The 19,791-nt window shown below is 39.0% G+C and carries 17 protein-coding genes, 15 tRNA genes, 1 rRNA gene and 3 pseudogenes; 6 read left to right on the plus strand and 30 right to left on the minus strand.

The genetic code is table 11. The features are described 5' to 3' along the window. Positions 1 to 133: 133 nt before the first annotated feature. Positions 134 to 330, plus strand: a pseudogene (locus JOC76_RS30915) (MFS transporter); the annotation flags it as partial. 633 nt (positions 331 to 963) lie between these two features. Here the strand turns inward: JOC76_RS30915 and JOC76_RS30920 are convergent. Together JOC76_RS30920 and JOC76_RS21450 are read right to left on the minus strand one after the other, a co-directional pair. Then, on the minus strand, positions 964 to 1,062 hold the full coding sequence (locus JOC76_RS30920) for an HPr family phosphocarrier protein (RefSeq protein WP_239557876.1): 99 nt from the start codon (positions 1,060 to 1,062) through the stop codon (positions 964 to 966). A gap of 130 nt (positions 1,063 to 1,192) precedes the next feature. After that, on the minus strand, positions 1,193 to 1,960 hold the full coding sequence (locus tag JOC76_RS21450) for a helix-turn-helix domain-containing protein (RefSeq protein WP_205180822.1): 768 nt from the start codon (positions 1,958 to 1,960) through the stop codon (positions 1,193 to 1,195). Between the two features lie 152 nt (positions 1,961 to 2,112). On the opposite strand from JOC76_RS21450, the gene JOC76_RS21455 reads away from it, so the two are divergent. Genes JOC76_RS21455 through JOC76_RS21465 form a run of 3 tightly spaced genes read left to right on the plus strand, consistent with a single transcriptional unit; the run spans position 2,113 to position 5,175 of the window. After that, complete coding sequence (locus JOC76_RS21455) at positions 2,113 to 3,273, plus strand: Gfo/Idh/MocA family protein (protein ID WP_205180823.1); 1,161 nt, start codon at positions 2,113 to 2,115, stop codon at positions 3,271 to 3,273. Positions 3,274 to 3,304: 31 nt separating this feature from the next. Beyond that, positions 3,305 to 4,042, plus strand: a complete 738-nt coding sequence (locus JOC76_RS21460; protein WP_205180824.1) for a ThuA domain-containing protein — start codon at positions 3,305 to 3,307, stop codon at positions 4,040 to 4,042. A 38-nt stretch (positions 4,043 to 4,080) separates the two neighbouring features. Then, positions 4,081 to 5,175 carry a Gfo/Idh/MocA family protein gene (locus tag JOC76_RS21465; RefSeq protein WP_205180825.1) on the plus strand — a complete coding sequence of 365 codons (1,095 nt, stop codon included), beginning with the start codon at positions 4,081 to 4,083 and terminating at the stop codon, positions 5,173 to 5,175. Between the two features lie 169 nt (positions 5,176 to 5,344). On the opposite strand, the gene JOC76_RS21470 is transcribed toward JOC76_RS21465, so the two are convergent. Beyond that, positions 5,345 to 5,539: an aldo/keto reductase gene (locus tag JOC76_RS21470; RefSeq protein ID WP_205180826.1), complete on the minus strand. Its 195-nt coding sequence runs from the start codon at positions 5,537 to 5,539 to the stop codon at positions 5,345 to 5,347. Between the two features lie 132 nt (positions 5,540 to 5,671). Beyond that, positions 5,672 to 5,952, minus strand: a pseudogene (locus JOC76_RS21475) (xylose isomerase); the annotation flags it as partial. Between the two features lie 197 nt (positions 5,953 to 6,149). Between JOC76_RS21475 and JOC76_RS21480 the strand changes: the two are divergent. Then, positions 6,150 to 7,307 (plus strand): ROK family transcriptional regulator, encoded by a 1,158-nt coding sequence (locus tag JOC76_RS21480; RefSeq protein ID WP_205180827.1) that lies wholly within the window; start codon positions 6,150 to 6,152, stop codon positions 7,305 to 7,307. A 521-nt stretch (positions 7,308 to 7,828) separates the two neighbouring features. Here the strand turns inward: JOC76_RS21480 and JOC76_RS30925 are convergent. The 4 genes and pseudogenes from JOC76_RS30925 to JOC76_RS21500 form a co-directional block, all read right to left on the minus strand. Further along, positions 7,829 to 8,044, minus strand: a pseudogene (locus JOC76_RS30925) (hypothetical protein); the annotation flags it as partial. A 136-nt stretch (positions 8,045 to 8,180) separates the two neighbouring features. Further along, positions 8,181 to 9,293 (minus strand): serine hydrolase domain-containing protein, encoded by a 1,113-nt coding sequence (locus JOC76_RS21490; protein ID WP_205180829.1) that lies wholly within the window; start codon positions 9,291 to 9,293, stop codon positions 8,181 to 8,183. A 551-nt stretch (positions 9,294 to 9,844) separates the two neighbouring features. Beyond that, a complete protein-coding gene (locus JOC76_RS21495; RefSeq protein ID WP_205180830.1) occupies positions 9,845 to 9,982 on the minus strand; it encodes a hypothetical protein in 138 nt (45 codons plus the stop codon). Between the two features lie 525 nt (positions 9,983 to 10,507). Continuing rightward, positions 10,508 to 10,660 (minus strand): hypothetical protein, encoded by a 153-nt coding sequence (locus tag JOC76_RS21500; RefSeq protein ID WP_205180831.1) that lies wholly within the window; start codon positions 10,658 to 10,660, stop codon positions 10,508 to 10,510. Between the two features lie 866 nt (positions 10,661 to 11,526). On the opposite strand from JOC76_RS21500, the gene JOC76_RS21505 reads away from it, so the two are divergent. After that, on the plus strand, positions 11,527 to 12,519 hold the full coding sequence (locus tag JOC76_RS21505; RefSeq protein WP_205180832.1) for a glycoside hydrolase family 43 protein: 993 nt from the start codon (positions 11,527 to 11,529) through the stop codon (positions 12,517 to 12,519). 508 nt (positions 12,520 to 13,027) lie between these two features. On the opposite strand, the gene JOC76_RS21510 is transcribed toward JOC76_RS21505, so the two are convergent. The 22 genes from JOC76_RS21510 to rrf form a co-directional block, all read right to left on the minus strand. Continuing rightward, positions 13,028 to 14,221, minus strand: coding sequence for a sugar ABC transporter permease (locus JOC76_RS21510; protein ID WP_205180833.1), 1,194 nt, complete (start codon positions 14,219 to 14,221; stop codon positions 13,028 to 13,030). Next, positions 14,194 to 15,714, minus strand: a complete 1,521-nt coding sequence (locus JOC76_RS21515; protein ID WP_205180834.1) for a xylose ABC transporter ATP-binding protein — start codon at positions 15,712 to 15,714, stop codon at positions 14,194 to 14,196. The genes JOC76_RS21510 and JOC76_RS21515 overlap by 28 nt, the downstream gene beginning before the upstream one ends. A 164-nt stretch (positions 15,715 to 15,878) precedes the next feature. Then, complete coding sequence (xylF, locus tag JOC76_RS21520; protein ID WP_205180835.1) at positions 15,879 to 16,970, minus strand: D-xylose ABC transporter substrate-binding protein; 1,092 nt, start codon at positions 16,968 to 16,970, stop codon at positions 15,879 to 15,881. Between the two features lie 383 nt (positions 16,971 to 17,353). After that, positions 17,354 to 17,491: a hypothetical protein gene (locus tag JOC76_RS21525; protein ID WP_205180836.1), complete on the minus strand. Its 138-nt coding sequence runs from the start codon at positions 17,489 to 17,491 to the stop codon at positions 17,354 to 17,356. 44 nt (positions 17,492 to 17,535) lie between these two features. Next, a complete protein-coding gene (locus JOC76_RS21530) occupies positions 17,536 to 17,886 on the minus strand; it encodes an extracellular solute-binding protein (protein ID WP_372441989.1) in 351 nt (116 codons plus the stop codon). Continuing rightward, a complete protein-coding gene (locus tag JOC76_RS21535) occupies positions 17,829 to 17,972 on the minus strand; it encodes a hypothetical protein (RefSeq protein WP_205180838.1) in 144 nt (47 codons plus the stop codon). Before JOC76_RS21535 ends, JOC76_RS21530 begins: the two co-directional genes overlap by 58 nt. Before the next feature lie 237 nt (positions 17,973 to 18,209). After that, positions 18,210 to 18,291, minus strand: a tRNA-Leu gene (locus tag JOC76_RS21540). 21 nt (positions 18,292 to 18,312) lie between these two features. Then, positions 18,313 to 18,398 (minus strand) — tRNA-Leu (locus JOC76_RS21545). Positions 18,399 to 18,429: 31 nt separating this feature from the next. Continuing rightward, positions 18,430 to 18,503: transfer RNA gene (locus tag JOC76_RS21550), tRNA-Cys, on the minus strand. A 7-nt stretch (positions 18,504 to 18,510) separates the two neighbouring features. After that, positions 18,511 to 18,585 (minus strand) — tRNA-Gly (locus JOC76_RS21555). 4 nt (positions 18,586 to 18,589) lie between these two features. After that, a tRNA-Gln gene (locus tag JOC76_RS21560) sits at positions 18,590 to 18,664 on the minus strand. Positions 18,665 to 18,689: 25 nt separating this feature from the next. Next, a tRNA-His gene (locus JOC76_RS21565) sits at positions 18,690 to 18,765 on the minus strand. A gap of 11 nt (positions 18,766 to 18,776) precedes the next feature. After that, positions 18,777 to 18,850: transfer RNA gene (locus JOC76_RS21570), tRNA-Trp, on the minus strand. 5 nt (positions 18,851 to 18,855) lie between these two features. Then, positions 18,856 to 18,940: transfer RNA gene (locus JOC76_RS21575), tRNA-Tyr, on the minus strand. A 116-nt stretch (positions 18,941 to 19,056) separates the two neighbouring features. Beyond that, positions 19,057 to 19,132, minus strand: a tRNA-Phe gene (locus tag JOC76_RS21580). Between the two features lie 6 nt (positions 19,133 to 19,138). Further along, a tRNA-Asp gene (locus JOC76_RS21585) sits at positions 19,139 to 19,215 on the minus strand. Positions 19,216 to 19,217: 2 nt separating this feature from the next. Next, positions 19,218 to 19,291, minus strand: a tRNA-Met gene (locus JOC76_RS21590). Positions 19,292 to 19,312: 21 nt separating this feature from the next. Beyond that, positions 19,313 to 19,388: transfer RNA gene (locus JOC76_RS21595), tRNA-Val, on the minus strand. A gap of 38 nt (positions 19,389 to 19,426) precedes the next feature. Beyond that, a tRNA-Glu gene (locus JOC76_RS21600) sits at positions 19,427 to 19,501 on the minus strand. Positions 19,502 to 19,511: 10 nt separating this feature from the next. Further along, positions 19,512 to 19,603 (minus strand) — tRNA-Ser (locus tag JOC76_RS21605). A gap of 7 nt (positions 19,604 to 19,610) precedes the next feature. After that, positions 19,611 to 19,685, minus strand: a tRNA-Asn gene (locus JOC76_RS21610). Positions 19,686 to 19,696: 11 nt separating this feature from the next. After that, positions 19,697 to 19,791, minus strand: a 5S ribosomal RNA gene (gene rrf / locus JOC76_RS21615); the annotation flags it as partial.

The raw sequence follows: 19,791 nt of genomic DNA on the forward strand, positions 1-19,791 counted from the left end.
CGAAATAAAAAAACAGACCCAGCGATGAAAATGTCATATTGTAAAGTAAATTGACCTGATTGGAATTAAAATAGTCAGCCTAATTAGAATTGCAAGAATGAACTATATAGGGGGTTTTACAAGAAAAGTAATAATGCTATCATTTATTCCTTGGAGCACTAGGTGGTTTGGTTTTGATACCCGTGTCATTTCTGTGCGATTCTCTACATTAAGAAAAGCCTAGGATTAAATTATATGACTGAGGGAATTGTGGTAAGTTCCATCTTAGTTAGAGCCATAATCGGGGCAGCTGTTAGTGGGAAATTATCTGATAAATTTGGAAGAAAAAAAACGTCATTGGGTTAAGGTATCTTCCTTTTCAATAACGTCAACAAGCTTGTGGCAATAGTCAATTTCATTCTCAAGGATATCAGTTGTATTTTGGGTGGGGAATTTATTTTTATATTTTCGTCGAACTGGTAAACTGCTTTTCTAAGTTTTTTAGAGCAATCCATCAGAATTTCTCTAGGAGATTTCTGATTGTAGCGGGCTTTTGTATGTGTGGCATCCATGATTTTGCTCAACAAATTATCCTGTGGAACAACTAAATCATAGATAGCCATATACAGACTGAAAAGCAACGACTGTTGATTTTGGATCCTAATACCCATCACTTGAAATTGATACTATAATTATACAGAAAAAAGGATATAATCCCCTTAATTATTAGAAATTATACCTTTTTAAAATATAGCTATTTCGAAGAACTATGTTTATTTGAGCGGAAATCAACAGCCAATTTAGACACACAGCCCTAAATTTTAAAGGAACTTTTTCAGACCTCTCAAAAAAATGTGATGGAGTTTTCCAATAAGCCCACTATTTCGCCAATTCTTCTTTTTTCAGGACTTCTTCAAGCCCTTGAACTTCTTCTTGAAATCTTCTCTCGCGGCAATCACCTTTATTTATGCTACATAGGGAATTTCAAGGGACATAGCGTCCAATAAGCGATTTCAAATTCACCTGTTTTTCCTTGTATTCTAATTTCACATCTGACTTAAATTTCGATTCGGTGCTGAACAATACTATGGCTGGACGGCATGGATGGCAGCCTGGTCGACAACCGTAAAAGATTTTTCTACCATATTTCCCCTCCTTTTATGGCTATATCCTTAAGTGTTTTTGCAGTTGATAGGATACAAATCAATAAACATCAGTGGTTGATTTTCCCGTATTCCGTTGGCGTACATAATTTTATTTTCACAAAGTTGCGATTGAATGAACGTATGTTTTCAAAACCACTAAGATAAGCGATTTCGGTAATGCTCTTTTCCGACGATCTTAGTAAATAACAAGCATAGTTAATCCTGGTTCCATTTAAAAAGTCTGCAAAAGACATTCTAACATTCGCATTAAAATATTTCGATAAATAATTGTAGCTGTAGCCCAATGTATCCGCAATGCTCTTTAACGAAATTGATTCCGTAAAGTGTTCCTGTATGTAGGTTAGTAGAGTATGGAGCAATTCCGGGTCTTTTTTATTCACATTCATTAAAGTGGTTTGTCCCATCAGCTCTGATAATAGGTAATAAAGACTAGCCTTATGTTCAAGAAGGTTTGTGGTATCTTGGAATAATGTCCTGGAAATTAATGTATGTACTTCCGGAGACAGGTTAAATATGGGATTTTCAAGCGCACTATTTTCTGTCATTCTTTGAAACGTTTGAACGTAGTCTGGAGAAAAAATACAAATGTTAGCCCGAGATTGTGTTTTCGTCAGAAGTGAATGAATTTCATACGGCAATATTAGTAAGAATTGTCCAGCCTTTAAATGAAATCGTCTTTGATTAATGATTACTTCCATCTCCCCATCATCGAGAAATATTAATTCAAAACAACGGTGGATATGGCTTGGGAAGTTTAAATTCATGCAATAATAGTTTGTGATTAAATCAAAATGGTGTGCTTCATATAGTAACATATTAAGATTTTTCCTCAAAAAATAATAAATTTTGTCTAGGATTATATAAGTTTTATCTTGTTGTGTCAAATAAAATAGTGATACATTTACCAATATAAAAAACATTCAGAATAATCCATCACACCGCTAAGCAAATAAAAAGGAGACAAGCTATGAAAAAACTTAAAATAGGAATGGTCGGCTATAAATTTATGGGTAAAGCGCACAGCCATGCCTACAAGGATCTTCCACTCTTTTTCCCAAAGACGGTTCACCCTGAAATGAAGGTTATTTGTGGCCGTGACCTGCAGAGCGTGGCTTATGCAGCCAAGCAATTCGGATGGGAAGAATACATGACAGATTGGAAAAAGCTCTTAGATAGAAACGATATTGATTTAATCGATATAAATGCCCCAAGTGATGTTCATAAAGAAATAACCATCGCGGCTGCACTAGCAGGAAAACATGTTTTTTGCGAAAAACCGTTAGCGCTTACATTAAAAGACTCTAGAGAAATGCTTGAAGTCGTAGAGGCCGCCGGGGTCAAGCATATGGTTGGATTCAATTACCGCTTTGCCCCTGCTGTCATGTTGGCGAAAAAGCTTATCGACGAAGGCAGATTGGGAGATATATATCATTTCCGCGCATGGTTTCTGCAGGATTGGATTGTTGATCCAAGCTTCCCGCTTGTCTGGCGACTTCAGAAGGATATTGCAGGTTCCGGGTCACACGGCGACCTTGGAGCCCATCTTATCGATTTGGCCCACTATCTAGTTGGCGATATCACGGAAGTTATCGGTATGAGCGAAACTTTTATTAAGGAACGACCGCTTCCTTTCGAGATGACTGGATTATCGGCAAGAGGCAGCGATAGCGGCGAAAAAGGTGAAGTTACGGTAGATGATGCAACACTATTCATGGCCCGTTTTGCGAAAGGAGCATTGGGCAGCTTTGAAGCCACTCGCTTTGCCACAGGCCATCGCTGTAAAAATTCTTTTGAAATCAACGGTAGTAAGGGCAGCGTCATTTTCGACTTTGAACGCATGAATGAGCTGCAGGTTTACTTTGCTAATGACGAAGAAGATGTACAAGGCTTCCGCCGCGTCTTAGCGACTGATCCCTCGCACGCTTTTGCGCAACACTGGTGGCCGCCTGGACACACGATTGGTTATGAGCATACGTTCATCCATGAGGTTGTGGAGCTAATGGAGTCCTTCCGTGAGGATCGTCAGCCTGTGCCAAATTTCCATGACGGCGTAAAGTGCCAGCAAGTTTTAGAAGCTGTAGATTTATCAATTGAAAAACGCCAATGGATCCAAATTTCTGAAGTTTAAAATAAAAAAGTTCAAAGGGAGTGCTTGAGTCGTGAAAAAAAAAGCCTTAATCGTTTGGGGAGGGTGGGATGGCCATCAGCCCGAACAGGTAGCGGAAATCTTTAAAGGAATCCTTGAAGAGGAAAACTTCCAAGTGGAGTTGTCCAACTCTCTTGATTCTTATGCAGACAAGGAAAAATTAAAATCATTGGATTTAATCATTCCCCACTGGACGATGGGTGAAATCCAAAAAAAATATGTTTTGAATATATCCGAAGCGGTAGCATCAGGGGTAGGGCTGGTAGGATGCCATGGCGGAATGTGTGACTCGTTCCGAAATAATGTAGACTGGCAATTTATGACGGGAGGGAATTGGGTTGCCCATCCTGGAAATGATGGTGTGGAATACACCGTGAACATCAAGCATTCCTCAAGTCCGTTATTAGAGGGTCTCTCTGATTTTAAAATCGTGAGTGAGCAATATTACCTTCATTACGATCCGGCAGTTGAAGTGTTGGCTACCACCCGCTTCCCGGTTTATCACGGGCCGCATGCTGCGAATAAGGTGGTTGATATGCCTGTAATCTGGACAAAACGCTGGGGCCTTGGAAATGTGTTTTACTGTTCATTAGGTCATCAAGCAAACATTATTGCCATTCCGGAAGTCTCGCTGATTATGCGCCGGGGATTTTTGTGGTCTGCCGAAGGGAAGAAACGCGCTGAAGAATTGGATGTGGCGGCTATTTATGGAAATGTACGTGCCTATACAGGTATGGGGGATAGTCAATAAGTTCAGTCATTAAAAAAATAATAAACGGAGGATTCATTATGAAAAAACTTAAAATCGGTATCATTGGTTGTGGTAATATTAGCTCCATTTATATGGAGAACTGCCAGAAGTTCCCTCACCTCAAGCTTATCGCCTGTGCGGACATCGATATCCAGCGTGCCGAGTCTCAAGCTGAAAAATTCGGTATTCCTAAAGCTTGCTCGGTACAAGAGCTGCTGTTAGATGCTGACATTGACTTAGTGATCAATTTAACCATTCCAAAAGCACATGCCTCTGTGTGCATCCAGGCACTTGAAGCAGGCAAGCATGTCTATACCGAAAAGCCGCTGGCTGTCACACGTGAGGAGGGAAGACAAATTTTAGAAACAGCCAAGAAACGTAATCTTCTCGTTGGGAGCGCACCTGATACCTTCTTGGGTGCGGGTATTCAAACGGCGATCCATTTAATAGAACAAAATGAAATTGGGGAACTTGTCGGGGCATCGGCCTTCATGATTTGCCCCGGGCACGAGCATTGGCATCCAGACCCTGCTTTCTATTATGATATAGGCGGCGGGCCAATGTTTGATATGGGACCTTATTACTTAACGGCCTTAATCGCTCTTTTGGGACCAATTAAACGGATCTCTGGTTCCACTCGGATTAGTTACCCTGAAAGAACGGTGCTTAGCACACCGAAAGCCGGTACGAAAATTCAAGTATTGACCCCTACGCACATCTCTGGAGTGATTGATTTTGAATCGGGAGCCATCGGCAATCTCACAACAAGCTTTGATGCATTTGGCGGTACCTCTCTCCCCTCGATTGAAATTTACGGCAGTAAAGGCACGTTACTTGTTCCTGATCCCAATACGTTCGACGGGCCTGTCAAGATTAGAAAACGAGATGAAAAAGAATTTAAAGAAGTCCCTCTTGCCTATGGGCATGCCCAAAACAGCAGAGGTCTGGGGGTGGCAGATATGGCTAGAGCCATCCTCGAAGGTGGAAACTATCGTGCAAGCGGCGAGCTAGCTTATCATGTTTTAGAAGCAATGCACGGCTTCCATGATTCCTCAGATAGCGGTAAACATTATATAATGGAAAGTACATGTAATCGCCCGGGATCAGTTCCTCTTGAATTGCAGGAAAAGTAAAAATTTTAAGGGCTGTTCCATTTTGGAAGGCCCTTTCAAAACACAGTTTATATACTCGACCTGGTTATGTTATCTACGCATAATTAACTAGGAAATTTTATTAAAAAATGCATCAACGATACTTACAAAGAGGAATCAGAATATCTTTGAATATTATTTGGTCCTTCTCCTATGCTGAATCGACTTTTGTGACAATGACATAGTCATCCTCTTTCTTTCCTTGCAGCCATTTTCCGACGATTTCTCCCGACACGCCCCGGGTATAGACATCGGCCGTATCAATAAAATTCCCAACAAAACGGTCTAAAATTTTAAAGCTGTCCTGTTCCGTTTTTCCCGGCCAAACGTCATCTTCCCCAAACAAGGCTCACTTACTATTAAACCTGTTTTTCCTAAATAGAGAAATTTCATTGGTTCATTTCTTTTTTAATAGCATAAAAAATTAATCGTTAGCGGCTGCAGACCGTCCAATTTTTTCCGGAGATCATACACCGTTTTTATAAATTCTTACCCTTGCTTCTACTCTTGATTTGGCTAAATCCATACCCGAAAAGCAATCCCAAGGTCTATGCATCGTCCCTACACCAAATGGGTCCGTTCCATCTGCTGAAAACGTATGCCAGTAGGCAACGGAAAAACGCAAATGGTCCTTCATAGTTTTGCCGGTGATTACTTCCTCTAGATTATAGTATTTGAATCCCAATGGATTTTTTAATCTTTTCCATAAGCCACCTTGTTTATGCTTCCAAAATATTCACTTAATGTTGATTGAACCAAATTAAAATTAATAATAAATTTTTCAATTAGTATATTGATTAAACAAACTAATTAAATTACATCTTATAAACTTAAAGCGTTTTTATCAATAGTTTATTTAAAATTTATGTTCAAATTTAGTTTATTTTGGGTATAATATTAATATAAAAGTGATGTTTACTTTATTCATCGGATAAACAAATTAGGTGGGAAGAAACTTGGTAATTGCGGATCAAATGTTAGTCAAAAAAATTAATCAAAAAGTACTTTTAAATGAAATTGTCTCCAACTCTCCAATTTCACGGGCGAGTTTATCCGAAAAAACCGGATTGAATAAATCAACTGTGTCTTCACAAATCAGCACGTTAATAGAGAAAAATCTTATTTTTGAAATCGGTCAGGGGCAGTCAAGCGGAGGAAGAAAACCGGTAATGCTTTTATTTAATAAAAATGCTGGATTTTCAATCGGAATTGATGTTGGTGTTGATGATCTAAATGGCATCTTATCCGATTTGAAAGGAAATATTGTCCTCGAGGACCATCAGAAGCTAGATAATCCTAATGTCGAAACCATTAAAAATCAGTTATGTTCCATGATTAACAGCTTTATCAACCAGATGCCGGATTCACCTTACGGGTTAATCGGCATCGGTTTAGGGGTACCGGGGCTTGTCAATAATGAACATCAAATTACACTTGCCCCAAATCTCAACTGGTATAAGGATATCGACTTAAAGAAGGTCCTCGAACAAGAATTTCAAGTACCCGTATTTATTGAAAATGAAGCTAATGCCGGAGCCCACGGAGAGAAAGAATTTGGAGCCGCTAAAGATTATCAAAACCTGGTATTCGTGAGTGTCGGTACCGGAATTGGGACAGGGATCATTATTAATAACGAATTATATAGAGGGGACATTGGATTTGCTGGGGAAATGGGGCATTTAACGATTGACCTAAATGGACCTAAATGTAGGTGTGGAAACCGGGGCTGCTGGGAATTGTATGCCTCCGAAAAGGCGATGCTGAATTCCCAGCCAAGTCAACTCCCCAAAAAGTCCAAGCAGGAAATAATCAATCTCGCCAACCAAAATGACCCTGAAATCTTAAGCGCCTTGCAAAACTTTGGCTACTACTTAGGGGTTGGCTTGGTCAATGTTTTAAATACGTTTAACCCTCAGGCGGTTGTGGTCCGCAACGATATAATTGAAGCGCTGCCTATCGTCTTAAACTCACTGCGAAATTCCATTTCATCAAGAATCAATGATCAATTAGGAAGTAGTTATGAGCTGTTGCTGTCATCTTTAGGAAAAAACGCAACCGCAATGGGAGCATCCTCCCTTGTAATCGAACACTTTTTAGAAAACGTAAGTACCTGAAAAATGCTGATAGGAAGCTAGGATAACCGGGCAAAAACTGCCCGGTCCTTTTTGATTGGAGAATTTCCAATAGTCGTACTTACTGCCATGCATTCCTTCATAATATTTTGGATACATTTCCCTCTTTATTTCTCGCATGAAAAGATTGGTGATTATATTGAAAGGCGTATATTTGCAATTCTTTCTCTCATAAAAATTTAAGGTGTTTTGGAAAAAATAGCTCATCCACTGTACCGAAAGCATTAATCCGTAAAATTCTATCAGGGAAACATTTTTTATATATACAGTAATCAACTTGCATTTAATATTGCTCCGATGATTATTATGTCAAAACGTTATTTTACGTAATATTTTACTTCCAGGTATTAAAATAAAAATCGCCTACTACTCTACAGCAGGATATATTCTGTAATAGAACTGAAACTCTATAAAAGTAATCTTATCTTTTACTTAATATTAGTTTTAAGTGGATAAATTAATCTAACTCATCTAAACCGACCTAATTACCCTTTTGCCCTCTATTAATTTCTTTCAGGAAACTTCACCCAATTTAATGTGGACTCTTCTATAATTCGAGACCTTATGATGATTCCATTCTCCAGCAGTTTATGCAATCCTTTGTAAACTTCAGAATGGTTGGGCTTATAATTTAAGTGTTGAAATTGTTTATAAAAATCATTCAACATCCCTTGACCGTAGAGTCTCCCCTGCTCGATCCACGAGAGCAAATACAGCTTTACAAACGCACGTTACTTGATTAAAAAGTTATCTCGGTTGTGTAATTTTACCTCTTTTTCTTATTGGTATGACTGGTTTTTTTCGCTATAAATGGAGTAGTTACTTCTTTAATTGTAGAGATCTTTTCCTTAAATATTAGTGATGGCTGCTTACTGTAATTTGATGGATATCGGAAACGATAGATTTAATATTGATGGAATTCCCCCGTTCATTCAATAAAACTACAATAGATGTTTTATCCGTAGGATAATACGCATGCATTGTATACCAACCACCTAAAACCCCAACGCTGTAAACATTAGTAATATCATTATAAAGACCCAGCCCATATGTGGACTTGCTTGAAGGGGTAATAATCTGCTTGAGGATAGCCTTTGAAGTGAGACGACCATTCATTAATGCTTGATCGTACTGAGCTACATCCAAGGCGGTGGAATAAATACTCCCACATCCAAAAAGTGCATAGGTATTCAGGTACTTTGTCGGTGTGTAGTTATCTCCATTTAGTAAATAACCAACAGAAGTATATGATACAGGATGGTCCGGGGTAATAAATCCACTGTCCTTCATTGGAACTTTATCAAATATATTTGTTTGAATAAAATTGTTAAGATCCATTCCTGTCACTTTTTCCAGCACATATCCAAGAACTATGTAATTTGTATCTAAATAATCCCATCTGCTACCCGGCGGGTATTTTAATCCCATTTTTTCAATTTCCTGTATTAATTTTAAAGGCGTGGTATCTCCTGGATGCCAACGCAATCTTTGAATACCAGATGTATGTGTTAAAAAATGATAAAGATTTATGTTTTTTCCATCTGGAAATGTTGGTATGTATTTTGAAATTGGATCTTGAATGTTTAATTTTCCTTGTTCCTGTAGCTTCATTATACTCGTTGCGACAAAGGATTTTGTAATTGAACCGATGGGAAACGTAGTGGATGGTTGATTTAAAACTTTTTTATCGATATCCGCATAACCAACGCCTTCATTAAACAAAATGTGGTTGCCTCTCACAATCGCAACTGATCCGCTTAATTTATTTTTTTGCAAATAATTCTTCACTTCTTGACGAATTTTCGATTCCTTTTGACTTTCCTTTTTGAGTTTATTATTAATTTTTGCAACTTTTACCGGTTTTTTCGTAATGGTTATATTCTTATCTATATTGGATCCTCCACATCCTCCTAGTGTGCACACAATCAATAAAGTGATGAACAGGAGCCAAAGATTTTTACAGTTCATATACTTCAACACGTCTTTCCTTTTTAGCTTATTCAGAGTATATCCGGATTTTTTATCATGGTTTCAATCCTTTATCAGTTAAAACTAACCCATTTCTTTTCAATGTTCAATAACCTGCTAATATTTATGTTTTTAACACAAGTACTGGTCTTAGCATATGAAAATTCAAATAAATCCTTGTCGAATTTTGCTTAACGCATGTTTTCCGCTAAATGTTGACGACCCAAACTATTTTACTTGAAAATTTAGGTGCGAAGTTCGAGTACTTAGTATTTGATAAATCTTATTATTTACATCTCCTATAGAATTTACACCATTCTCTACATTTGAAAAATTTTATCTTCTGCTTTGATGCTGTAGTATTCTGCATAGGCATTCACAATCAGGTGATCTAGAACCTATATTCCTAGAATCTTACCTGATTCCACCAATCTTCTCGTGACTTCACATGGAAAACTCCACCAGTTCTCCTTAGCAACTAGTGGGGTTTCTATCTTTCTTCTACAACTACATCAACCGGGATATCCATCTTGTGTAATCACGCCATTCAGTTAAACGGCTAATTTACTGTATTCGTCCAACTGATCATTGGTAAGATTTTTGATGAAGCGGTCAAAGTCGATTGACTCCATTTCATACCTTTCACAAATCCTTAAATAACTATCATAGGCTTTTTCATACTTGTTCATCAACTAGCCCCCTCAACTGTTATATAACAACTAATTTAATTTATATATAAAATATAACAGAGTTATTTTCCTGTCAATATCTTTTTTAAAAAAATTCTAGAATAACAGATATTTCATTTAGTATTTTCCCATCATTGATTGTTGAGTGATTGAAGGGCTATTCTAGTAAATTTTGGACTTAAACAACATCGTTTGCCATTCTTGTTATTAACGAGCCTGTCTTAAACTCATAAAGATTCTCAAAAGAAAAGGTTTGACCCCTAGTGTATAGTGCCCCACAAATGTCCGCTCCTAAACTCTGGGATGCACGACTTGCAAAGATATTGCACTCTACGCCCGCCAACAATCCGAGCTGTTACCAGTACCATCATGAATCCATATGTTCGATTGTATGGAACTCCCGTTTTACTACTCCGAGATCGATGATATCTGCCGTGTTGCTTACGTGGAACCCCTGACTACAGGTTCTACATCTTGCAATTATGCTTGAGTCTTTTTATGACCAATGACATTGCTTCAAATGAATTATTTTTGTAAATAAAAATAGAGCCCGAAGGCTCTAATTAATACTGTATTAACGTTGTTTAAAATTTCGGTAAACTGACCCTTTAACCCCCCGACTCTTCCAACCAGCCGGATAGATTCGACTACTCCAACGCTCGGAAATTCCAAGACCATTTATTCCTCCAAGTTTGGGTGATTGTGGCTGTAAATATAATGGTTGTACTTAAATTTGGTTATTATATAGCTGCCCGCTCCCCTTTGAATTCACATACCAATACTGGTTCATACGCCTATTCCCTTCATTTTAAAAACATAATGTTAGACTTAACCTATGTAATATTCCTTTTATGGATGGTTAAATAACTAGGCCCACAAGCCCATATTTTAAAAGAATGAGTGCTTGGCTTTGTTGATTTATTATCAAGAGCAGCAAAAAAGGCCCCTAAACTTTTTTTATTAAATATTGGTAATATATTCTTCTATCACTCTTTCCATCTCTTAACTTATATGACGAGTTTAATGACCAAAAAAATCATATGAAATCGGGTAAAAATAACATTATATAGCGAGTTTAACATGAGTTTTTGATAGTTTAATTGAATAAAATGTATATTATATGCTTACTTTATTTCAGGCATAAGTATAGAGCCCCTCTTTAAAATGCTTGGTTAATATTTCCCTTATTTATTAAATTTAGTATTTAGACCCAAATGTTTTTAAACAAAAAACATTGTTAGATATTCTAACAGGAATGTGGGTTATCCTCTATATCGCTGCATTTTCAGGTCCTGTTCAAAAGTATTCTGATTCTGGCTTTAAGTAGGTAAATAAGCCTAAGTTTAATTCTCCAAATTACCTTTTTTTTCATTTATAGTGATTGTTTCATTCTGTATAGATCTTACCATTCCAACTGTTTGATCACTCCCCTCTTTCCTTCGAAAATTTTATCAAAAAAACTTTGTTGTCCGGGTATACAAAGATGCAAACTTTCAGTTATAATAAAGATGCAAGCGTAAATACTTTTTAATGGAGAGATATATATGGTGAAAAACTCAAAACAAGATAAACCTTTAGTAACTCATATTTTTACAGCAGATCCTTCTGCCCATGTTTTTGAAGGAAAGCTTTATATTTATCCTTCCCATGATATTGAACATACTGGAAAAACTATTGATGATGGTAGTGGTGATCAATATGCGATGGAAGACTACCATATTTTATCGATGGATGATGAAAACGCACCATGTGTCGACAATGGAGAAGCGCTTCACTTAAGAGATGTTCCATGGGCCAGTAAACAGCTTTGGGCACCAGATGCTGCTTACAAAAATAACACGTATTATTTATTTTTCCCAGCAAGAGATAAAGATGGTATTTTCCGAATTGGTGTAGCAACAAGCAAGAATCCAGCAGGACCTTTCAAAGCTGAGGAAAATTACATACCAGGCAGCTTCAGCATTGACCCAGCAGTGCTAGTAGATGATGATTCAAGGGCCTATGTTTATTTCGGAGGACTATGGGGAGGTCAGTTGGAGAAGTGGCAGACAGGAGAATTCCAACCGGATGCCGATGGTCCCGCTCCTACAGAACCAGCTTTAGGACCAAGAGTAGCGGAACTAAGCGATGATATGCTGACATTTAAAAGTGAACCGAAGGAAATCTCTATTGTAGATGAAAACGGCCATCCAATTCTTGCGAGTGACGAGGACCGAAGATATTTTGAAGGCCCTTGGGTTCATAAATATAATGGGCTTTACTATCTCTCCTATTCAACGGGGACAACTCATAAAATCGTATATGCGGTAAGCGAAAACCCACAAGGACCATTTGTATTCAAAGGAACCATTCTTACTCCGGTCATTGGCTGGACTACCCACCATTCGATTGTCCAATTTAAGGACAAGTGGTATTTGTTCTATCATGATTGCTCTCTATCGGATGGTGTGGACCATAAGCGTTCGGTGAAGTTCACGGAACTAAAATATAACGAAGACGGAACAATTCAAACCATTGACCCCTATGGTGATAAATAATATGGTGATAGCTGGCTTCCATACATGGAGGTCAGCTTTTTTTGATGAATACATAAAAAGTTTTGAACGGACCCATTCGGAATTCTCAAGTCTTTATACTTTTACCACAATATGTTCAGGCATACTTATTATGTTCATCGGTTGATTGGTGGATAGTTTAGGTCAAAGAAAAATGATGTAAATGTTAGCCTATTACTTGGTTGTTTTTTAATAGCTTTGTCGCAAATACATGGCTGATGGCGGTTGGTTTCTTTCTAATTCAATTATTTGTCAAGGAGGCATGACGCTTATTTCTAATACGCTTGTTCCCCAATGGTTTATTCAAAAGCGTGGTCGTGCCCTGAGTTTTATGGCGTTAGGTGGGGTTGCAAGTGCCGCATCCCAGTTGCTAATGCATGGCTAATTAAATTAACGAGCCGGCACACTTGATAATATGGTGTGTTGTTAATCGTTTATTTGCACCTCAAATATAAAGAAAACTCGCCGATTGGCGAGTTTATAGTGAAACTTATTTTTTCTGGTTGGAAATGTCCATCCAAACCGCCAGAATGAGAATCATGCCTTTTACGATGTATTGCCAGAATGCCTCAATATTCATCATACTCATACCATTGTCGATACTCGTCATAATTAAGGCACCAATGATGGCACCAACGATATTTCCTTTACCACCCATTAAGCTTGTACCGCCGATTACACAAGCGGCGATGGCATCCAGTTCATAGGATGAACCTGCATCCGTTGTTGCGGCATTCAGGCGGCTTGTCAGCAGTACGCCAGCAACCCCGGCTAATGCACCCATTAAAACAAAAACGTATAATATATTGCGTTTAATATTGATTCCTGATAGCGCTGCGGCTTCTACGTTTCCTCCAATTGCATAGATATAACGCCCAAAAGATGTCTTATTGGAAGTGAACATGAATATTCCCGCTAATACAACAACAATTAACAGTGGAAGTGGTATACCGAGATAACGATTTAGCATATAAGTCAAGAATAAAATACATACTGAATAGGCTATAATTCTGCCATAATCAATTCCTAATGCAGGATTGATTAATCCCAGTGTCTGACGTTTAGCTCTTGAACGGGCTTTGGAAAAGAAAAGAAGGACAACACCGATGAAAGCAAGAATCCAACCAACAATATATGGCAAAAAGCTGCTTCCAATTTCGCCAAAGCTGTTGCTAAGTCCTGAAATAGTTTGGCCTTTGCTTAGTCCAAGTAAAACGCCACGAAAAATTAACATTCCACCCAAGGTAACGATAAACGATGGAACATTGCGATAAGCAGTCCACCAACCTTGCCATAAACCAATGATTGCGCCTGCTACAAGAGCTGCAACAATGGATGCTACAGTATTCCAGCCCATCCAACCTTGTAGGATTGCTGCAATTCCACCAGTTAAACCGACAATTGACCCGACTGATAAATCAATATGCCCAGCAACAATAACCAATGTCATACCAACCGCCAGCACAGAAATCACAGCCATCTGGGTAAATAAGTTTGATAAATTTCGGGATGATAAAAAATCCCCGCCAGTGAAAAATCCGAAGATAATTGCAATCACAACAAGAGCAATAATTAATGTATAGGATTGAAGATCAAATTTAAAGCCGACTGACTTTTTAGCTTGTGGTTTTATGTTTGTTGTAGATACTTGACTGCTCACAGTTTTCTCCCTCCAGTGGCACATGCCATGATTTTTTCCTGCGTTGCTTCATTCCTAGTGAACTCACCCTTGATCTCACCTTCAGACATAACGAGGATACGGTCGGACATTCCAAGCACCTCTGGCAATTCTGAAGAAATAATCACAATTCCTACGCCTTGTTCAGCAAGTTCATTGATGATTTTATAGATTTCATATTTTGCACCAACATCAATTCCCCTAGTCGGCTCATCCAAAATTAGAATTTTTGGATTATTTAGGATCCACTTGCTCAAGACAACCTTTTGCTGGTTTCCGCCGCTTAACTGGCTGACTTTTACCTCGAGATTAGGAGCTTTTAGTTTCATTTTTTTCGTAATCTCTTCAGATCTTTTTACCTCTAATGCATTATCAATTACCTTAAATTTAAGCACCTTATTTAGGGCAACCAATGTTGAATTTTTTGCTATACTCATCCCCAACACAAGACCATATCTTTTTCTGTCCTCCGAAACATAGGCTAAACCTGCTTGAATGGCATCGGCTGGTTTTTGAATTTTTTCTTCCTTGCCGTCAATAACAATCCGGCCTTCTTTCTTTCCCTCCAAGCCGCCAAAAATACTTGTAAAAAGCTCTGTTCGGCCAGCTCCCATTAACCCTGAAATGCCAAGAATTTCACCTTTTTTCAGGTTAAAAGTTGCATTTTTAATAATTGATTTCTGTGCATGTTTATCATAAAAGGAATAATGATCGACTTCTAAAACTGCTCCGCCAATTTGACGAGGTTCATATGGAAATAATTCAGTGAGCTCTCTTCCAACCATTTTCGCAATGATTTTATCTTCTGTCATTTCTTCAATTGGGTATGTACCAATCGTTTGCCCATCACGAAGAATGGTTACATTATCGGCTAAGTCCATTACTTCACCAAGCTTGTGGGAAATATAGATACAAGTAACACCTTTTGCTTTTAAATCCAGCAATAGTCCTTTCAGGATTTCAACGTCACTTTCTGTTAACGCAGCTGTCGGTTCATCTAAAATTAAGATGTCTGTATGATGTGTTAATGCTTTCGTAATCTCAATCAGCTGCTGCTTCCCAACAGTTAATTGGTTTACCTTTGTTTCAGGATTAATATCCAGCCCAATTGCACTAAGCCATTGTTTTGCTTCAGAGTTGATTTTATCCCAATCAATGAATTTTCTTCTCATTAGGTCATGGCTAAGAAAAATGTTTTCCGCTACTGTCATTTCCCCTACGAGCGCAAGCTCCTGATAAATGATCGATACTCCTGCTTCCTGGGATTCTTTAATGGATTTAAAGGAAACTTCATTTCCATTTATCAAAATTTTACCGCTATAGGTTCCACTCGGATAAACCCCGCTTAATATTTTCATTAATGTTGATTTCCCTGCGCCATTTTCACCACATAGGGCGTGAATTTCTCCTTTGTGTATGGAGAATGTCACGTTATTTAAAGCTTTAACACCGGGAAACTCTTTTGTTATACCTTGCATTTGGAGTGCATAAGCTTCCATACATAAATGACCTCCTAAGAAAAGCGCAAACGCCTTTGAGTTGCCCCTATCAATCTAATAAAACTATTATTGCTTTTGGGACTTGGCGCTGGAGCTAAATTATTATTTAAGTCTTTTAAAAGAGAAGATGGGGACTTGGCATCCCACATCCTCTTTAATAGCTGCTATTTTTTCGCTGGACGCTCATTAGCTGGAACGTTTTTGTAAACTTCATCGTAGGTATGGAATCCATCTTTAACAATCGTATCCATGACGTTGTCTTTAGTTACCGCGATTGGAGTTAGCATGATGTATGGAACATCCACCTTACCATTGTTGATTGTACTGTCTCCAGTAACTTTTTCACCTTTAGCAAGTTGAACAGCTACATCCGCACTTTTTGTTGCGAGTAATTGGATTGGCTTGTAAACAGTCATTGTTTGTGTGCCTTCAACAATATGTTGTACAGCATCCAAGTCAGCATCTTGTCCAGAAACCGCAACTTTTCCATCTAAATGTTGTTCTGCTAACGCTTGAATTGTACCACTAGCTGTGCTGTCATTTGATGCTACAATTGCATCAACTTTATTGTGATTAGCCGTCAAACCATTTTCAATGAGTTTCATAGCTTCATTAGCATCCCAGTTTTTAGCCCACTGGTCACCAACAACTTTAATATCACCTTTATCAATTAGAGGCTTAAGAACATTCATTTGGCCTTGTCTAAACAGTTTCGCATTATTATCAGTTGGAGAACCGCCCAATAAGAAGTAATTGCCTTTTGGTACTTGTTTTACTATAGCTTCAGCTTGCATTTCCCCTACTTTAACATTATCGAATGAAACATAAGCATCAACATCGGCATTGTTGATTAAGCGGTCATATGCTACAACCGGAATACCTTGTTTTTTAGCTTGCTCTACAACTGGTGAAAGAGAATCAGAGTTAACTGAAATAATAACAAGGGCGTTAATTCCTTGTGAAAGCATATTTTGGATCTGTGATAATTGTTTCGCTGCATCACCATCCGCCGACTGCACTAAAACATCAGCACCTTGTTTTTTTGCTTCTTTTACAAAGATATCCCTGTCATGCTGCCATCTTTCCAGTGTTAAATCTCCTACAGATAAACCAATTTTAAGTTTGCCGCTTTTTCCTCCCGTACTGTTACCGCTTGCATTCTTGCTAACATCCTGCCCACCAGCACTACAGGCAGCTAGCATAACTACTAGAAATACTACTAGGAAACTACTGAGAAAGCCTTTCCACTTTTTCATTTAATTACCCCCTAAATTTTTTTGATTATTAACAATTATTAATTTACTATAAATCAATTCGTTTGTCCACTAGATAAACTAAGTTTTTTGAATTTAGAATGACCATTTGTCATTAAATTCTGATCGTTTTCTTTTTCAACCATGTACTCCCCCTTCAGGCATTTTTAGAAGATTTTATGTATAAATAAATTTTAACATTTAAAGTTTTTATTAAAAGGTAACAGCGATTAGAAAAAATACCACTTTCTTTAGAAAACCCTTTCATTTTCCGTTTTTTGTTACGTTAACGGTGCCCTGATTGAAATCCTGTGAATATCTCCCGAATAAATGTGAAAGAGGACATAATTCTTATGTCCTCTTTCATAAGCAAAATATACTAAAACTCAATACTTACTTCTGTCTTTAACGATTACGTCTTCTTGTTGTCTGGCAAAATCCTCAGGTGTGATTTGCTTTCCAAATAATGCAGTAATCAGTTGATCGTATAGTTTTGATTCTGCGGGTTGTTGACTGGGTATCAAAATAAGTTGTTATAATTGATGAACTGTTTAAATCTTTCAAGATATCATTGTACATTGGAGAAAGTTGTATCTACTTTTGTTGCTGGAATGACCCCTGCAGCCCTAACTGATTTATCCCCCCACTCCTTTACAAGAAATGCAGCAAAATCTTCAGCCTGTTTTCTTACTTTAGAGTTTTGTGCGACAAATAAACCAATACCGGGACCGCCAACATAACTGTTTTGATCTGTACCTTTACCGCCTTCATAAAGCGGGAATTTAAAGTAACCGATTTTATCTTTAAACTCTTGTGAAAAATAAGGGCTTGTCGTATAGTTCGGCAACTCCCAGGTAGCTATTAGGAAGATTGCTGCTTTTTCATTAATAAAGTATTTTCTTGCATCATCATTTGATATCGCACTAGCACCTTCCTCAAAAGCCCCCCCCTATCTACAAGGTTTTGTGTTTCTTTTGCCGCTGTTATAATCGATGTTTTTAACAATTAATTTGCTTTGTTTAATTTCTAACGTCCATCTCTTTTTTTATCAGTAATTTTTGCATTACTACTTTCAACTCATCATCTTTAGCCGTCCTCTTCTTCTTGATATCGTATCTCCCTCAGCATAAGATTCAAAGCATATGATTTTAACTAATTTCAGTCTTGTTGAAACAACAAAAAAGACTTCCAACATGAACTGTCGAAAGCCTTCATTTGACAGCTTTGGCTAGCTGCCTAGTATACCGGTGGTCGGGGTCGAACCGACACTCCTCACGGAACACGATTTTGAGTCGTGCGCGTCTGCCAATTCCGCCACACCGGCGTATTAAGTTGTGTAAAGCAATGCCGAGGACCGGAATCGAACCGGTACGGTAGTCACCTACCGCAGGATTTTAAGTCCTGTGCGTCTGCCAGTTCCGCCACCCCGGCATAATAAAAGCATTGCTTATTCATAACATTTTGGAGGCGGCAACCGGATTCGAACCGGTGGTAAAGGTTTTGCAGACCTCTGCCTTACCACTTGGCTATGCCGCCAAAATATTGGAGCGGAAGACGGGATTCGAACCCGCGACCCCCACCTTGGCAAGGTGGTGTTCTACCACTGAACTACTTCCGCAAAATGGCTGGGCTAGCTGGATTTGAACCAACGCATGTCGCAGTCAAAGTGCGATGCCTTACCGCTTGGCTATAGCCCAATGCTTATAAAAATTGGTTATATTATGGGGCGACTGATGGGAATCGAACCCACGAATGTCGGAACCACAATCCGATGCGTTAACCACTTCGCCACAATCGCCACAATATAATTGGCAGGGGTAGTAGGAATCGAACCCACACCAAAGGTTTTGGAGACCTTCGTTCTACCTTTAAACTATACCCCTATAAATGGTGGAGGGGGACGGATTCGAACCGCCGAACCCGGAGGGAGCGGATTTACAGTCCGCCGCGTTTAGCCACTTCGCTACCCCTCCACATATAAGAAACATAATTGCCAGCAACTGTTGGCAAAGAGAAGAATTGAACCGACAATATACTGATTACGAATCAGTTGTTCTACCGATTGAGCTACAGCGGCAAAACTATTAAATGGTGGCTCAGGACGGAATCGAACCGCCGACACAAGGATTTTCAGTCCTTTGCTCTACCGACTGAGCTACTGAGCCAACATATGGCGGTCTGGACGGGACTCGAACCCGCGACCTCCTGCGTGACAGGCAGGCATTCTAACCAACTGAACTACCAGACCAATTGCGGGGACAGGATTTGAACCTGCGACCTTCGGGTTATGAGCCCGACGAGCTACCGGACTGCTCCACCCCGCGATAATAATAATTTAAATATTATGGTGGAGGATGACGGGATCGAACCGCCGACCCTCTGCTTGTAAGGCAGATGCTCTCCCAGCTGAGCTAATCCTCCAGAAATATGATAGTTATTTTCTCTATCAAGAAAAACTTTGGTGACCCCTACGGGATTCGAACCCGTGTTACCGCCGTGAAAGGGCGGTGTCTTAACCGCTTGACCAAGGGGCCAGATATATTATGGCGGAGAGCAAGGGATTTGAACCCTTGAGACAGGGTTACCCGCCTACACGATTTCCAATCGTGCTCCTTCGGCCACTCGGACAGCTCTCCATAAAAATGGCTCCGCAGGTAGGACTCGAACCTACGACCGATCGGTTAACAGCCGATAGCTCTACCACTGAGCTACTGCGGAATAATATTACAGCCTGGCAACGTCCTACTCTCACAGGGGCGCTTGCCCCAACTACCATCGGCGCTGAGAAGCTTAACTTCCGTGTTCGGTATGGGAACGGGTGTGA

The organism is Neobacillus cucumis (assembly GCF_016908975.1).
GTDB classification, from domain to species: Bacteria; Bacillota; Bacilli; order Bacillales; family Cytobacillaceae; genus Neobacillus; species Neobacillus cucumis.

What these genes read in the sequence shown, in the direction of transcription:
- JOC76_RS21510 (WP_205180833.1), bottom strand. Translation starts at nt 14,221, where the DNA reads ATGTGCCACTGGAGGGAGAAAACTGTGAGCAGTCAAGTATCTACAACA.
- JOC76_RS21450 (WP_205180822.1), bottom strand. Translation starts at nt 1,960, where the DNA reads ATGTTACTATATGAAGCACACCATTTTGATTTAATCACAAACTATTAT.
- JOC76_RS21465 (WP_205180825.1), top strand. Translation starts at nt 4,081, where the DNA reads ATGAAAAAACTTAAAATCGGTATCATTGGTTGTGGTAATATTAGCTCC.
- JOC76_RS21505 (WP_205180832.1), top strand. Translation starts at nt 11,527, where the DNA reads ATGGTGAAAAACTCAAAACAAGATAAACCTTTAGTAACTCATATTTTT.
- JOC76_RS21515 (WP_205180834.1), bottom strand. Translation starts at nt 15,714, where the DNA reads ATGGAAGCTTATGCACTCCAAATGCAAGGTATAACAAAAGAGTTTCCC.
- JOC76_RS21455 (WP_205180823.1), top strand. Translation starts at nt 2,113, where the DNA reads ATGAAAAAACTTAAAATAGGAATGGTCGGCTATAAATTTATGGGTAAA.
- xylF (WP_205180835.1), bottom strand. Translation starts at nt 16,970, where the DNA reads ATGAAAAAGTGGAAAGGCTTTCTCAGTAGTTTCCTAGTAGTATTTCTA.
- JOC76_RS21490 (WP_205180829.1), bottom strand. Translation starts at nt 9,293, where the DNA reads ATGAACTGTAAAAATCTTTGGCTCCTGTTCATCACTTTATTGATTGTG.
- JOC76_RS21495 (WP_205180830.1), bottom strand. Translation starts at nt 9,982, where the DNA reads ATGAACAAGTATGAAAAAGCCTATGATAGTTATTTAAGGATTTGTGAA.
- JOC76_RS21500 (WP_205180831.1), bottom strand. Translation starts at nt 10,660, where the DNA reads ATGGTCTTGGAATTTCCGAGCGTTGGAGTAGTCGAATCTATCCGGCTG.